The 15277-nt window shown below is 65.2% G+C and carries 13 protein-coding genes; 8 read left to right on the top strand and 5 right to left on the bottom strand.

All coding sequences use genetic code 11. The features are described 5' to 3' along the window. Positions 1-19: 19 nt before the first annotated feature. The 3 genes from CAL12_RS03120 to CAL12_RS28710 form a co-directional block, all read right to left on the bottom strand. Positions 20-1312, bottom strand: a complete 1293-nt coding sequence (locus CAL12_RS03120) for an amidohydrolase family protein (protein ID WP_086063144.1) — start codon at positions 1310-1312, stop codon at positions 20-22. A gap of 85 nt (positions 1313-1397) precedes the next feature. Continuing rightward, the gene (locus CAL12_RS03115) at positions 1398-2549 is read right to left on the bottom strand and encodes a hypothetical protein (protein WP_086063143.1); all 1152 of its coding nucleotides are present in this window, start codon (positions 2547-2549) and stop codon (positions 1398-1400) included. After that, complete coding sequence (locus CAL12_RS28710) at positions 2546-3094, bottom strand: DUF4365 domain-containing protein (protein ID WP_086063142.1); 549 nt, start codon at positions 3092-3094, stop codon at positions 2546-2548. Before CAL12_RS28710 ends, CAL12_RS03115 begins: the two co-directional genes overlap by 4 nt. Before the next feature lie 319 nt (positions 3095-3413). Here CAL12_RS28710 and groES point away from each other — a divergent pair, with 319 nt between their 5' ends. From groES to CAL12_RS03090, 4 genes are all read left to right on the top strand, one after another. Then, positions 3414-3701, top strand: a complete 288-nt coding sequence (gene groES / locus CAL12_RS03105; protein WP_086063141.1) for a co-chaperone GroES — start codon at positions 3414-3416, stop codon at positions 3699-3701. A gap of 61 nt (positions 3702-3762) precedes the next feature. Further along, a complete protein-coding gene (gene groL, locus CAL12_RS03100) occupies positions 3763-5406 on the top strand; it encodes a chaperonin GroEL (RefSeq protein ID WP_086063140.1) in 1644 nt (547 codons plus the stop codon). A 311-nt stretch (positions 5407-5717) separates the two neighbouring features. Then, positions 5718-6863, top strand: a complete 1146-nt coding sequence (locus CAL12_RS03095) for a C45 family autoproteolytic acyltransferase/hydolase (protein WP_086063139.1) — start codon at positions 5718-5720, stop codon at positions 6861-6863. Positions 6864-6879: 16 nt separating this feature from the next. Then, positions 6880-8469: an ABC transporter substrate-binding protein gene (locus CAL12_RS03090; RefSeq protein ID WP_232464687.1), complete on the top strand. Its 1590-nt coding sequence runs from the start codon at positions 6880-6882 to the stop codon at positions 8467-8469. A 3-nt stretch (positions 8470-8472) separates the two neighbouring features. Here the strand turns inward: CAL12_RS03090 and CAL12_RS03085 are convergent, their stop codons facing one another. Both CAL12_RS03085 and CAL12_RS03080 read right to left on the bottom strand, forming a co-directional pair. Then, on the bottom strand, positions 8473-9624 hold the full coding sequence (locus tag CAL12_RS03085) for an FUSC family protein (protein ID WP_086063138.1): 1152 nt from the start codon (positions 9622-9624) through the stop codon (positions 8473-8475). Positions 9625-9737: 113 nt separating this feature from the next. Beyond that, complete coding sequence (locus tag CAL12_RS03080; protein WP_086063137.1) at positions 9738-10631, bottom strand: YihY/virulence factor BrkB family protein; 894 nt, start codon at positions 10629-10631, stop codon at positions 9738-9740. Positions 10632-10901: 270 nt separating this feature from the next. On the opposite strand from CAL12_RS03080, the gene CAL12_RS03075 reads away from it, so the two are divergent. Genes CAL12_RS03075 through CAL12_RS03060 form a run of 4 tightly spaced genes read left to right on the top strand, consistent with a single transcriptional unit; the run spans position 10902 to position 15258 of the window. Continuing rightward, positions 10902-11783 carry a hydrolase gene (locus CAL12_RS03075; RefSeq protein WP_086063136.1) on the top strand — a complete coding sequence of 294 codons (882 nt, stop codon included), beginning with the start codon at positions 10902-10904 and terminating at the stop codon, positions 11781-11783. A 24-nt stretch (positions 11784-11807) separates the two neighbouring features. Beyond that, positions 11808-12752 carry an ABC transporter permease gene (locus CAL12_RS03070; RefSeq protein WP_086063135.1) on the top strand — a complete coding sequence of 315 codons (945 nt, stop codon included), beginning with the start codon at positions 11808-11810 and terminating at the stop codon, positions 12750-12752. Further along, entirely contained in the window at positions 12749-13570 is an 822-nt protein-coding gene (locus CAL12_RS03065; RefSeq protein ID WP_086063134.1) for an ABC transporter permease, read from the top strand. The genes CAL12_RS03070 and CAL12_RS03065 overlap by 4 nt, the downstream gene beginning before the upstream one ends. Further along, positions 13567-15258, top strand: a complete 1692-nt coding sequence (locus tag CAL12_RS03060; RefSeq protein ID WP_232464686.1) for an ABC transporter ATP-binding protein — start codon at positions 13567-13569, stop codon at positions 15256-15258. Before CAL12_RS03065 ends, CAL12_RS03060 begins: the two co-directional genes overlap by 4 nt. Positions 15259-15277 lie beyond the last annotated feature (19 nt).

The raw sequence follows: 15277 nt of genomic DNA, 5'->3' as shown, positions 1-15277 counted from the left end.
TCCACCCTCTGGCCAGGGATCAGGACGTCGTGTCGCGTGGCGGCAACTGGAATGTCACGGCTCCTGGGCGGCCCTGTACAAACAGCGACGTGGTCGCCGGCGGTGTCGTCGCAATGACATTGCCCGCCCGCATCACCAGCAGCCGCGTGGCGCGCAGGCGTATGGCTTCCACCGGGTCGCGCGCCTGCAGCAGCACCAGGTCGGCCCGCTTGCCGGGCGCGATGCCCAGGTCGTCCAGGCCCAGGATGCGCGCTGGTGTATCCGTGACCGCGGTGAAACATGCGCGCATTGCCGCCTGCCCCGTCATCTGCGCCACATGCAGTCCCATGTGGGCGACTTCGAGCATGTCGGCACTGCCCAGGCCGTACCAGGGATCCATGACGCAATCGTGGCCGAAGGCCACCGGGACGCCGGCCTCGAGCAGTTCAGGTACGCGCGTCATGCCGCGCCGCTTGGGATAGGTGTCGTGGCGACCCTGCAGCGTAATGTTGATGAGCGGATTGGCAATGGCCGCGACGCCAGCCTCCCGTATCAGAGGCAGCAGCTTCGAGACGTAGTAGTTGTCCATCGAATGCATGGACGTCAGGTGAGACCCCGCCACGCGCCCCTGCAAACCCAGGCGCTGCGTATGGAAAGCCAGCGTTTCGATATGGCGCGACAGCGGATCGTCGCTTTCGTCGCAGTGCATGTCCACGCGCAGCCCCCGCTCCGCCGCGAGTTCGCAGAGTATCCGTACCGATTCCGCGCCGTCCTGCATGGTGCGTTCGAAATGCGGGATGCCCCCCACCACGTCGACGCCCATATCCAGTGCCCGTTCCAGGTTTCCCAGCGCGTCCGGCGCCCGCAGCACGCCGTCCTGCGGGAACGCCACCAGTTGCAAGTCGAGGTAAGGCCGCACCAGTTCGCGTACGTGCAGCAGCGCCTCCACCGCCAGCAAGCGCGGATCGCAAACGTCGACGTGGCTGCGTATGGCCAACAGGCCCTTGGCCACGGCCCAGTCGCAATAGGTCAACGCCCTGTCCACCAGCGCATCCTGGCTGAGCAGGGGCTTCAATTCGCCCCATAGTGCGATGCCTTCCAGCAGCGTGCCGGAGCCGTTCACGCGTGGCAGGCCGTACGACAGCGTCGAGTCCATGTGGAAGTGCGCATCGACGAACGGCGGGCTGACCAACTGGCCGGCGGCGTCCACCACGCGCGCGGCTTGCGCCTGCAAGTGCGGCTGCACTGCCGCGATGCGCCCGTCCACGATACCGATATCGATACCGGTACGGCCATCCGGCAGGCTGCAGTCTCTCAGGATGGTATCAAGCATGCGGTGGCACTCCTCGGAAGCGCGGTGCTGGTCGCAAGATCAGCTGATCTGGCCGCGCATTCCCAAGCGGCCGGCGGATTCACTGTCAACGGACATCATCCGTCCGCTGAGACAACAACTGAAATTGGGTCACATGAGTCATCTGGCGTGGCTGCCGTCCCGGCTGCAATCGACCTGTCACGCGGACGTACGTACCGTTGACTTTATGCGCGGTGATGGCCTTTTCGTAATCATCCGCGCTAAGCATGGTCTTCACCCTGATGGTTTCTCCCTCATCGGGAAGAAGTACCGCGAGGATCACATCTCCTGAACGGCGGCCATCAGCCTCCACCGACCCATCGAGTCTTTCGACAGTACCGATAAATGTATCCGCCACCACCAGGTCGACAGCGCGCAACTCGCGGCGCACTTCCTCAATACGCGAAAAATAGTCGCGCTGGATCCGTATCGTTCCTGTGGAGATGTGCGTCGGAACTGCATGCAGCACAGACCAGTCGAAACTGAACTCGACCGAATTATCGATCGACTCGTCATGCATTCCGGCGATTGCCTCACATAAATTCGAAGAAATGATAGGGGCCGGGTCCGTTTTCAGATCGTCCACGAGCGAATCCAGAGTATCGGATTCAATAGCCGTTCTCAGTTTGAACATGGCTTGCTGCAAAGCAAGCGTCACATTCCGCACGAAGGGCGGATTCGTATCGTCGAGTTCCAAACCACCTTGCCCCTCCAACGCATCGAGCGGGCATGCGACCTTCAGAATGAAACTGCCCTGCTCCGTCTGCTGGAACTTGGCTTTCTCAATAAGCTGGGAAGCCTCACTCAGCGACAAACGTGGGTGATGCGGGCGGGGTCTCAGGACGGTACACGTGGCCGCCTTCAACAGCTTTTCAGTGTTCTGCACCAATGCGCCGGCAAAGCTCAGGGGTAGCGCGCTATCGTTTCCGTCAAAGGACACCCTGAGGCGAAGGACGTCATCCTTCAATACTCGAATGCTGGAAAGGAGAGGGTCTGGATGCTGGCCAGTCATCTCCGCAAGCTTTTCGAGGACGATGCGGACAGACTCACGGTAATCCGGCGCTGTCGTATCCATTGGGAAAACAAGCTGACGCTGCGGATAGCGGCCATTTTGCAGCACATATAACCGGTCCGATAGCGCGACCTCGAGCAAAGACCAGCCATGCGCCTTGAGATAATCCCGCAGGTCTGTAGGACCGACCGTCCAATCTGACGTCATGCTTCTGCCCCTTGATAGAGCGGAATATCGTTCCTTGATAGCCGCGCCATCAAGGCGACCAGGCCCGCCGGATCGAATCTCTGTGACGTGGGCAGATAAACGGTCTGTGTCGATCTGTTCTCGGACGCTGGGGCTCCGCGCAAGCTGACCCAGTATGCGCACTTTCGTAAAGAAAGCGCCTTATCTGAATGGGACAGCCATTCGGCATGCGTCGGTGGAAGAAACAAAACCACAAGGATGCGAGGCGTGCAAACAGCTGCAGTGCGGAGATCATCGTATTGGGCGATGCCGTGCAAGCTGTACGACAAGCAGTTGCCTACGATTGCCGGCTCGCGAGCCGTTGCCTTGAGCTGAATCTTGATGTCGACCTCGTTCCTGTACCCTCCGTTCGGGAATGGCCCCCAACCGGTAAGCTTTGCGTCCACCCCGGCGTTGTCTTCGTGACGCCCCGCCGCCACGCACGCCACAGCCGCGTGTGAGGCGACCGCATGTAGATAGGCATAGCTCAGTTCAGCTACGATGTTTTCAGGGCTGAGGGGCCGCATGGGTGCAGATCTATATGGTTGGAATCATACAAGCAGGACGCCATGGGCTATCGGTCGCGCTGGGATCCTGGGGAAAGGTCGCCGGCAGCTTATCTGGAAGCATCGCGCGGCAGCTGTAACCCGTCAAAGATCAGACCTCCCATCCGCCCCTGTAAGCCGGCAGACACCCAGCACAACATATTTGTAACAGCAGACCACCTCGCTCTTGAAGCCAAACCAACCGCCCCTATAATTAGCACTCGCCGCCAATGAGTGCTAACACAGCCTCTGGCCGGTCCCTAGAGACAACCCCACATCGTACTGAATACAGGAGTTCTTCATGGCCCTGCGTCCTTTGAATGATCGCGTGATCGTCAAACGCCTGGACAACGAGCGCAAAACCGCCTCGGGCATCGTCATCCCCGACAGCGCGGCCGAAAAACCTGACCAAGGCGAAGTCGTCGCCGTCGGTCCCGGCAAGCGCACGGAAGACGGCAAGGTGCTGCCGGTTGACCTGAAGGCCGGTGACAAGGTGCTCTTCGGCAAGTATTCCGGCCAGACCGTCAAGGTCGATGGCGAAGAGCTGCTCGTCATCCGCGAGGAAGAAATCCTCGCCGTGATCCAGTAATTCCCCCGTCCCGAATACCGAATTCGACAGAATTCCCACAGAATTCCAGTAAGGAACCACTATGGCTGCCAAGCAAGTCCTGTTCGCCGATGACGCCCGTGTGCGCATCGTCCGTGGCGTGAATGTCCTCGCCAACGCTGTCAAAACCACCCTGGGCCCCAAGGGCCGCAACGTCGTGCTGGAGCGCTCCTTCGGCGCCCCGACCGTGACCAAGGACGGCGTGTCCGTCGCCAAGGAAATCGAACTGAAGGACAAGTTCGAGAACATCGGCGCGCAACTGGTCAAGGACGTTGCCTCCAAGACCTCCGACAACGCCGGTGACGGCACCACGACCGCCACCGTGCTGGCCCAGGCCATCGTCCAGGAAGGCCTGAAGTACGTGGCCGCCGGCTTCAACCCCATCGACCTGAAGCGCGGCATCGACAAGGCCGTCGCCGCCGCCGTCGAAGAGCTGAAGAAGCTGAGCAAGCCCGTCACCACCAGCAAGGAAATCGCCCAGGTCGGCTCGATCTCCGCCAACAGCGATTCGTCGATCGGCCAGATCATCGCCGACGCGATGGACAAGGTCGGCAAGGAAGGCGTCATCACCGTCGAAGACGGCAAGTCGCTGGAAAACGAGCTGGACGTGGTCGAAGGCATGCAATTCGATCGCGGCTACCTGTCGCCCTACTTCATCAACAACCCCGACAAGCAAGTCGCCGCGCTGGACGACCCGTTCGTCCTGATCTTCGACAAGAAGATCAGCAACATCCGCGACCTGCTGCCCGTGCTGGAACAAGTCGCCAAGTCGAGCCGTCCGCTGCTGATCATCGCTGAAGACGTCGAAGGCGAAGCGCTGGCCACCCTGGTCGTGAACAACATCCGTGGCATCCTGAAGACCACCGCCGTCAAGGCGCCTGGCTTCGGCGACCGCCGCAAGGCCATGCTGGAAGACATCGCCATCCTGACGGGCGGCGTGGTCATCTCCGAAGAAACCGGCATGTCGCTGGAAAAGGCCTCGTTGCAGGACCTGGGCCAGGCCAAGCGCATCGAAGTGGGCAAGGAAAACACCACCATCATCGACGGCGCTGGCGACAGCAAGTCGATCGAAGCCCGCGTCAAGCAGATCCGCGTCCAGATCGAAGAAGCGACGTCCGACTACGACCGTGAAAAGCTGCAAGAGCGCGTGGCCAAGCTGGCCGGCGGTGTTGCCGTGATCCGCGTCGGTGCCGCGACCGAAGTCGAAATGAAGGAAAAGAAGGCCCGCGTCGAAGACGCCCTGCACGCGACGCGTGCCGCGGTGGAAGAAGGCGTGGTGGCTGGTGGCGGCGTCGCGCTGCTGCGTGCCAAGCAAGCCATTGCCCAGCTGAAGGGCGATACGCCTGACCAGAACGCCGGCATCAAGCTGATCCTGCGCGCCGTCGAAGAGCCGCTGCGCACGATCGTCGCCAACGCCGGTGAAGAGTCCAGCGTGGTCGTCAACGCCGTGCTGGGTGGCAAGGGCAACTACGGCTACAACGCCGCGACCGGCGAGTACGCCGATCTGGTCGAGCAAGGCGTGCTGGATCCGACCAAGGTCACCCGCACCGCCCTGCAGAACGCCGCGTCCGTCGCCAGCCTGCTGCTGACGGCCGAGGCCGCCGTGGTCGAGCTGGTGGAAGACAAGCCCGCCGCGCCGGCTGGCATGCCTGGTGGCATGGGCGGCATGGGCGGCATGGACTTCTAAGCAAGTCCTGCTCGCAGGCCCGGCCCGGATCATCGGGGCGGGCCGGCCGCAAGCCATCATCGCAAGTAGAAAGGCCAGGTCTTCGGACCTGGCCTTTTTTTTATGCCGCCCGCACGTTGGGTCGGATCGCCGGACGCAGAACCCGGATCACCGGGCACAGGATCGGGATTAGGGTCGGGGTCGGGCTGGGACAATCCCTGATATTTTTGGCGCCAATTTAAGATAAACTTTTTCGCTCCCCTGCCCCGCAGCGCATGCGCCAGTCCGGCGCCGCCTCCTGCCGGACTCTTCCTGCCCACGCCAGGTACGCCATGCCCACCACACCGCAGCAGTTCCCCTTCATCTCGGTAGCCGGGAAACCCTATGAACGAGGCGTGCAGTACGGGCGCGCGGCCGTGGACCGGGTTCGAAAAAGCGCGGCCATGTATGGCCAGACCCTGGTGACCCTGGGCTACGACGGCCCGGCACGCACGCAGCTGATCGAATCCTTCGCCAAGGAAATCGAGGCCTACGGCCCGCACTACATCGAAGAAATGCGCGGCATCGCCGACGGCGCCGGCGTGCCACTGGAAGACATCGTGATGATCAACGCACGCACCGAGGTCGTCGCCAAGGCGCGCGCGGAAAAGAAAAAGGCCGCCGAACTCGAGCCCGGCGACGGCTGCACCGGCGCGCTGGTGCTGCCGGAGCGTTCCGCCACCGGCAACCTGCTGCACGGCCAGAACTGGGACTGGCGCGCCGAATGCGCCGAGACGTCCATCGTGCTGCGCATCCGGCAGGAAGACGGTCCCGACATGCTCACCTTCGTCGAAGCCGGCGGCCTGGCGCGCAGCGGATTGAACAGCACGGGGATTTCCATCACCGCCAACTACCTGGAATCGGATCGCGATTTCAAGCAGTTGGGCGTGCCCCTGTCGCTGATCCGCCGCAAGGTGCTGGAACAGCAGCATTTCGCGCTGGCGGTGAAAGCGGTGGCGACCACGCCCAAGTCTTGTTCCAACAACATCATGCTGGGCATGGCGGAAGGCTTCGGCATCGATTTCGAGTGCACGACGGACGAAGCCTTCCCCATCTACCCCGGCACCGACGACCTGATCGTGCACGCCAATCACTGGGTCAGCGAAGTCGCGCTGTGCAAGCTGCGCGATACCGGCCGCGCCAGCACCCCGGAAAGCCAATACCGCGATTGGCGCGTGCGGCGGCTGCTGAACAGGCGCGACGCGCTGACGCGCGACGACCTGCGCGCCGCCTTCTTCGACAACTTCGGCGCGCCTTACTCGGTATGCCGCCCGCCGCGCCCGGGCAGCCACGACAACCTGTCGGCGTCGGTCGCGATGGTCGTGATGGAACCGGCCGTCGGCGAAATGGACGTCGTGCCGCTGCCCGCGCTGAACCAGGTCTATACGCGCTACAGCCTGAGCGCGGAGCCCGAAGTCATCACCTATGCCCCCCGTTGACGGGAAGGAGCGCGGCATGAAGATAACGCTCACACTCCGCCGCCCCGCCGCCGCCATGCTGGCATCGACGGCGCTGGCCATCGCGGGCACGGCCGGCATCGCGGGCCCGGCCTATGCCGCGGGCGGCACGCCTTTGCGCGTCGCCATGACGGCGGACATCCGCTCCACGGAACCCGGTGTGAACCGGGACGGCAACAGCGACATGGTGGTGATGCATATCGTCGAAGGCCTGGTCGCCTTCGGCGAACACGCGGAGATCAAACCCCTGCTGGCCAGGTCGTATGCGATCAGCGACGACGGCAAGACATACACCTTCACGCTGCGCGATGGCGTCACCTTCCAGAACGGCGCGCCGCTGACCGCGCAGGACGTGGTGTGGAGCTGGAATTACTTCATGAATCCGAAGACGGCATGGCGCTGCCATGGCGATTTCGACGGCAGCGGGGCTGCCAAGGTGACCGCGGTCGACGCCCCCGATCCGCATACCGTGGTGTATCACCTGGAGAAGCCTTACGGCCTGTTCCTGGGTTCGCTGGCGCGCCCCGATTGCGCGGGCAGCGGCGTGGTGCACCGCGATTCCCTGAATCCGGACGGCTCGTGGAACAAGCCCATAGGCACGGGCCCGTTCATGCTGAATGAGTGGAAGCGCGGGCAATACATCAGCCTGGTGAAGAATCCGCACTACGCCAACCAGGACGGCAAGCCCGACGGCTTTACCGGCTCGAAGCGGCCGCTCGTGGATGAAGTCCGCTTCATGATCGTGCCGGACGACGCAACGGCCAAGGCCGGCCTGCAGCGCGGCGACGTCGACATCATCCAGGACCTGTCGTATTCGGACGTGAAGACCGTGCAGGCTGTCAAGGGCGTGAAGGTGGCGACCTCGCCGGTGATGAGCCTGACGGCGCTGCTGATGCAGACTCGCGACCCGCTCTTGTCCAACGTCAAGCTGCGGCAGGCGATCGTGCACGCGATCGATGCCGGGCAACTGGTCGCCGCGGTGGGCGATGGCTTGATGCAGCCCAGTACGTCCATGGTGCCGCTGATATCTTCGTACTACGACAAGACCCAGCAGCAGGCCTGGAAGTACGATCCCGCGCTGGCGCAGAAGCTGGTGCAGGAATCGGGCTACAAGGGGCAGGAACTGGTCATGATGGCGACCAAGCGCTATCCCGAAACCTACTCGTCCGGCGTGATCATCCAGGCCATGCTGCAGGCGGTCGGCATCAACGCCAGGCTGGAGGTGCAGGAATGGGCGTCGCAGCTGGATCGCTACAACAGCGGCAAATACCAGATGATGGTCTTCCCGTATTCCGCTCGCCTGGATCCCAGCCTGAATTATGAAATGATGGCGGGCAACAAGGACAAGCAGCCGCGCAAGGTGTGGGATGATCCCAAGGCGCTGGCCCTGATCGACTCGTCGTCCCAGATCACCGATACGGCCCAGCGCCAGGCGCAGTTCGACGAACTGCACAAGCTGTTCCTGGCCGATGCGCCGATGATGCCCCTGTTCAACGGCCTGGACGTCGGCGCTTTCCGCGACAACGTGAAGGGATATACGCCCTGGGCGCTGAAGCGGGCGCGGGCGTGGGAGGTCTCCAAGGACTAGACGTCAATTGCGCTGCCGGGGCAGCGCGATGACGGCCTTGCGCAACTGCGCGATCTGCGCCGCCATTTCGCGCATCACCCAGTCGGGACCTTGCAGCGTCGCCACCCAGCCGGCGGCCGGATCGGTGGCCGCATCGGTGGTCGGATCGGCGACCCCATCTTCGCCCGCGGCGGCGGCAGCCGCACCCAGCACCGACGTATCGCCCTTGCGCAGCGCGCGGGCGATCGTCAGCAAGCCGCGCCGCAGCGACTGCCCCTGGCTGCCGCGAAACGCCCGCGACAGGTTCAGCTGATCCTGCGCGGACGCATGCAGGCGCGCGTTGGATATCATCTCCAGCGCCGCCACGATCGCGCGTTGATGCTGCTGGATGCGTTCTATCTGCGCGCCGCTCAGCTTCATCTCTTTCGCCGCCGAAGGCATCAGGCCCCGCAAGGCGATGGATCGTTTGCTCAGTTCCGAGAACATCGCGCTGCGCGCTTCGGGCGTGAACGGCTGGTCCGTCTGCAATCGCCGGATCTGCTGCTGCGCGCGGCGCAGGTTCAGCGCCAGGCTGTAGCGCCAGGAATAACTGGCGTTCAGGGGCAAGGCGAAGGAAAAGGCGAGCGCCACGGCGATGCCGATACATACCTGCAGCGTGCGCCACAGGCCCGTCGCCATGGAATCGCCACCCTGCCCGCCGACGATGACCATCGTGATCGCGGTCAGCAAGGCGATATAGCCCCCGCGCCCGATCGCATAGTAGGCGCAGAGCCCGCCGATGGCGCACATGGCGATGATGGTTACGACGGGCGGTGCGCCGAACTCCTCGGCGAAGATCAGCAGCAATCCCGCCAGCGCGCCCAGTAGGGTCCCCAGGCCGCGCTCCATGGCTTTTTTGCGGATGTTGCCGTGATGCTGGATGCCGCCGATGACCGCCAGCAGCGACACGCTGGCCCATACGCCGTGCGGCAGGTCCAGCAGACGCGACAGCAGCACCGTCGTCAGCATGGCCAGCGCGACCCGTATGCCGTGCAGCGCGCGGGCATGGCGGTAACGCTGATACGGCGACCCCAGGTTGCGCAAGGCGAACACCATGCGGCGCAAGGGATCCTGCACATGGAACAGGACCTGGGAAAATGGCGAACGGCGGGGCCCGGCAGGCGATTCCGTATCCATCGATCGATGGCTCCAGCTAAGACGGATGGACAGATTAGCCCGGAAACCCCGACATGTGCCCCCTTCCGCTTTTGCGGAACGACAGGCGATTCAACCGTGGCCGGCGCGGGCGATCAGGCCGAAGGCGCCGGTTCGTCGGGACGGCCCATGTACAGCGCGTACTGCCGCGTGAAAATGGCGCCGAAAAAGAAAATCTGCGCGGAATAATAGATCCACAGCAACAAGGCCACGACCGAGCCGGCCGCCCCGTAGGCCGACGCCACCGCGCCCCGCCCCAGATACAGGCCGATGCCCCATTTCCCCAGCAGGAACAACGCCGCCGTCACGATCGCCCCCGGCAGCACGTGCCCCCAGGGAATGACGGCGTTGGGGAGCAGCTTGTAGATCACCGCGAACAGCGCCGCCACGACCGCGAAGGAAAATATCCACGACAGGACCTCGGCCACCATCGCGAACGCCGAGTTCGTCCACAGGGCGCCGTAGTAACTGTGCGCCGCGCTCAGGCCCGCGTTCACGGTCAGCGATATCAGCAGGAACAGCGCCAGCACCAGCACCAGGCCGAAGGACAGCAAGCGGCTGCGCACCATGCCGTGCACGCCGCTGCGGCCCTTGCCGCGCACGTCCCACAGTTCGTCCAGGCTTTCCTTGAGCTCGGCAAAGGCGGTCGTCGCGCTGAAGATCAACACCGCGATGGACATGATGGTCGCGGCCAGGCCGCTGTTGGACTCGTGCGCGCTGGCCAGGACGATCTGGATGACTTCCGCGCCGCGGTCGCCCATCAGGTCGCGCAATTGCCCGACCAGCTCGGATCGCACCGCCTGTTCGCCGAAAAACGCGCCCGCCACGGCGATCACCAGGATCAGCATGGGCGCCAGCGAGAAGATCGTGTACAGCGCCAGCGCCGCGCCCTTGCTGGACGCACGATGCTCGGACCATTGCTTGCCCGACGCGATCAGCAGCCGCAAAAGGGCGGATGGCGTGGCTCGGACTCGAGAGAAGTAGGACATGGGCGAACTCGGCGTATGCAACGTGGAAGGACTGGATTTAAACCCGCAATGCCCGCGCGGGACGATGCCCAGCAATCGATGTTCCCGCCGCGCATCACCGCCGATGATACGGCCCGCCATCGACCGCGTCCTGCGCGCCGGTACGGGATTACCCGTCTTGCGGTCCCTTACGGCGGTTAATAATATTGGCGCCAATTTAGTCGCACGCTGTCGCCGCGAGATCGATCGACTGGCCGCACGGCAGCCCACGCATTTCTTCCAGAGCACCCCATGCCCCAAGATTCCTCGCCTTCCGATAGCGCCAGCCTGGCGCGTGCCCTCTACGACCTGGGCCCCGGCATCATCTACGCGTCGCGCGGCGACCCGCGGTTTTCCTATTGCACCTACGTGCCGCCGCACCTGGCGCAGGCCACCCGCCCCATGCAGCTGGTCGTCATCGTGCACGGCACGGGCCGCGCCTTCGTGGAATACCGGGATTCCTTCGCCGAGTTCGCCCGCTGGAACGACTGCATCGTGTTGTGCCCCCTGTTCCCGGCGGGCGTGCTGGGCGACGGCAATCGCGATGGCTTCAAGCATCTGCGCGAAGGCGACATCCGCTACGACGACGTCCTGCTGGACATGGTGGACGAAGTCGCGGAAAAGTACGGCTGCGATTTCAGCCGCTTCATGCTGTTCGGGTATTCCGGCGGCGGCCAGTTCGTCAACCGCTTCGCCCTGCTGCACCCGGAACGGCTGCGCGCGGTGTCCATCGGCGCGCCCGGGTCGGTCACGCTGCTGGATGCCGACAAGGATTGGTGGGTGGGCACGCGCGACATGGCGGCCCGCTTCGGCAAGAGCCTGGACCTGGACGCCTTGCGGCGCGTCGCGGTGCACATGGTGGTCGGCAAGGCCGACATGGAAACCTGGGAGATCACGCACCAGCCCGGCGGCAAGTACTACATGCCCGGCTGCAACGACGCCGGCCGCACGCGCCCCGAACGGCTGGCCACGCTGCGCCGCTCTTTCGAGGCGGCCGGCGTGACGGTGGACATGGACGTGGTCGACAACGTGCCGCATGACGGCCTGAAGGTGGTGGGCATCGTGCAGGACTTCTTCGCCAAGGTGCTGCGGCAGGACCGCGGCCCGGATCGTGGCCCGGATCGTGGCGTATAGGCCCGGCGGCCAAGGACGGTAGCCATGCTGCGCTTCGCGCTGACCCGTATCCTGATGACCCTGCCCACGCTGCTGATCGTGGCGGTGGCGGTGTTCGTGATGATCCGGCTGATCCCCGGCGACCCGGCGCAGCTGATGCTGGGTGACCTGGCGGATCCCGCCAGCCTGGCCGACCTGCGCGCGCGGCTGGGACTGGACCAGACCTGGCCGGTGCAGTTCGGCATCTGGTTCCGCAACATGCTGCATGGCGACCTTGGCGTATCCATCACCACCGGCCAGCAGGTGCTGGGCCTGGTCTGGGACCGCTTCGTGGTCAGCGCGCAGGTCGTGCTGGCGGCGGTGCTGTTCGCCACCGCGGTCGCGGTGCCGGCCGGCATGATCGCGGCGTGGAAGCAGAACGCGCTGCCCGACGTCATGCTGGTGGGCGGCGCGACCCTGCTGGTGTCGATCCCCACTTTCTGGGGCGGCCTGCTGTTGCTGCTGCTGTTCGGCGTCAAGCTGCAATGGCTGCCGGTGGTGGGCTACGTGTCGGTGTCCAGCGACTGGAAGGCGGGCTTGCTGTACCTGATCCTGCCGGTGCTGACGCTGTTCCTGCATGAGATAGGCGTCATCATGCGCATGGCGCGCGCCAGCACGCTGGAAGTGCTGCGGCTGGACTACATCACCCATGCGCGCGCCAAGGGCCTGTCGGAGCGCACGGTATTGATGCGGCATGCCTTCAAGAACGCCTTCGGCCCGACCTGGACGCTGATCGGGCTGGTGCTGGGCAATCTGCTGGGCGGCATCGCGGTGGTGGAAACCGTGTTCACCATCCCGGGGCTCGGCCGGCTGCTGGTCGACTCCATCTTCGGTCGCGACTACCCGGTGATCCAGGGCTGCCTGCTCTTCGTGGCGGTGATCTACGTGGTCGTCAACCTGGTCGTCGACCTGTGCTATCCCTACTTCGATCCCAGGGTGACCGTCGAATGAAAAAACGCGTGGCAGCCAATGCGCTGGTCGGCGGCGTCCTGGTGGGCATCGTCGTCGTTGCCGCCATCGCGGGCGTGGCGTGGACGCCCTACGATCCGCTCAAGATCAACTTCGTCGCGCGCCTGCATGCGCCAGGCGGTGCCTATCTGCTGGGCACCGACGAGTTCGGCCGCGACGAGCTGTCCCGGCTGATGGCCGGGGCCGCCGCCAGCGTGTGGATCAGCCTGCTGACGGTGGCCTTCGCGCTCATCGCCGGCACCTGCGTGGGGCTGCTGACCGGCTTCGTGCGCGGCTGGACCGACCGCATCGTCATGGCCTTCAACAACGCGCTGCTGGCCTTTCCCGGCCTGCTGCTGGCGCTGGGCCTGCTGGCTGTGGTAGGCGCCAACAAATACGGCATCATCCTGGCGCTGGGACTGGCCTACACGCCGTCGGTCACGCGTATCGTGCGCGGCACGGTGCTGTCGCTGCGCGAACGGGAATTCATCGAAGCGTCGCGCGTGCTGGGCAATTCCGAGCTCTACACCATGGCGCGCCATGTCCTGCCCAACTGCGGGGCGCCGCTGACGGTGCTGGCGACGTCGATGTTCGGCTGGGTCGTGCTGGCCGAAAGCGCCCTGTCCTTCCTGGGCCTGGGCGTGCCGCCGCCCGCCCCCACCTGGGGCAACATGCTGTCCGCGGCCCGGCCCTTCCTGTCGCAGGCGCCGTATCTGTCCATTCTTCCCGGCCTGTGCATCGCCATCACCCTGCTGGGCATCAACCTGCTGGGCGACGCCGTGCGCGACCGCCTGGATCCGCGCATGCGGGGAATGCAATGAACCCGCGCGGCGCAACGGACATGGGAGGCGCGGGGCAGGCGCTGGTCAGCGTGCAGGGCTTGACCCTGGCGGTGGGACATGGCGGCCGCGAGATCGTGCGCAACGTGTCCTTCGAAATCGCGCCCGGTGAAATGGTCGGCATCGTCGGCGAATCCGGCAGCGGCAAGACGCAGGCCGCCCGCGCCATCCTGGGCCTGACGCCGCCGCCACTGGTGCGCGTGGGCGGGCGCATCCTGGTCGAAGGCACCGACATCACGCAGGCAGCGCCGTCGGTGCTGCGCCGCCTGCGCGGCGCGCGGATAGGCATGGTGTTCCAGGAACCTATGACGTCCCTGAACCCGTCGATGACGATAGGCCGGCAGCTGGAAGAAGGCCTGGCCCTGCATCGCCGCGACCTGGGCGCGGCGGCGCGTCGCAAGCGCATCCTGGACATGCTGGGCCGCGTCGGCCTGCGCGACCCCGAAGGTGCCCTGAAGGCCTGGCCGCACGAGTTTTCCGGCGGCATGCGCCAGCGCATGATGCTCGCGTCGGTGATGCTGCTGGAGCCCGCGCTGCTGGTGGCCGACGAACCCACCACCGCGCTGGACGCGGTCGTGCAGCGCGACGTGCTCGAACTGATGGTGGGCCTGACGCGTGAACACGGCACTGCCGTGCTGATGATCAGCCACGACCTGCCCATGGTCGCGCGCTACACGGAACGCGTGGTCGTGATGTCGCAGGGCGAAGTCGTGGAAAGCGGCCGCACCGCGGACCTGCTGGCGCAGCCGCAGCACCCGTATACCCGCAAGTTGCTGCAGGCCATGCCGCGCAGGATGCCCGCGCGCCTGCCGTCGCGCGAGGCGCCTGTGGTGGAAGTCCGGCAGCTCGTCGTCGACTACGCCGGCCGCCAGCGCATGTTGTCGCGCACCGCCGCCAAGCGGGCCCTGGACGGCGTGTCGCTGGCCGTGCACCCGCGCGAGGTCGTGGCCGTGGTCGGCGGCTCGGGATCGGGCAAGACCACCCTGGGCCGCGCCATCGCCGGCCTGGTCGCGCCGACGGAAGGCCAGATCCTGTTCCGGGGCCGGCCGCTGAAACGCGGCGACGCCGCCTGGAACGATTACCGCCTGAACTGCCAGATGGTGTTCCAGGACCCCTACTCGTCGCTGGATCCCCGCATGACGATCGCCCAGCTGGTCGGCGAAGCCCTGCGCCTGGTCCCGGGGCTGGGCGCCGCCGACAAGGCCCGCCGCGTCGCCGAGGCGCTGGACGAAGTCGGCCTGTCCGCCGAACACGGCGCCCGCTATCCGCACGAGCTGTCCGGCGGCCAGCGCCAACGCGTCGCGATCGCGCGCGCCGTGGTGCGGCGCCCGTCCTTCGTCATCGCCGACGAGCCGGTCTCGGCGCTGGACGTGACCGTGCGCGCGCAGATCCTGGACCTGTTCGCCGACCTGCAGCGCAGGCATGGCTTCAGCTGCCTGTTCATCAGCCATGACCTTGGCGTGGTGGAGCAGGTCGCCGACCGTGTCATCGTGATGCAGGACGGCGCCATCGTCGAACAGGGCACGCGCGACCAGATCTTCGATGCGCCCCAGCAGGATTACACGCGGCGGCTGCTGGCCGCGATACCCATGCTGGTCTCCACGGACGCCGGCGGGGTGAGGCTGAAATGGCGCTTCGCCGAACCGACGACGGCCACCGCGGCGGCGTGATCCTGCCGGCCGCTGCAAA

The sequence above is a fragment of the Bordetella genomosp. 8 genome, assembly GCF_002119685.1.
Classification (GTDB): Bacteria; Pseudomonadota; Gammaproteobacteria; order Burkholderiales; family Burkholderiaceae_B; genus Bordetella_C.
The sequence above is the reverse complement of the archived record's forward strand: the minus strand, read 5'-3'. Positions and strand labels throughout refer to the sequence as shown.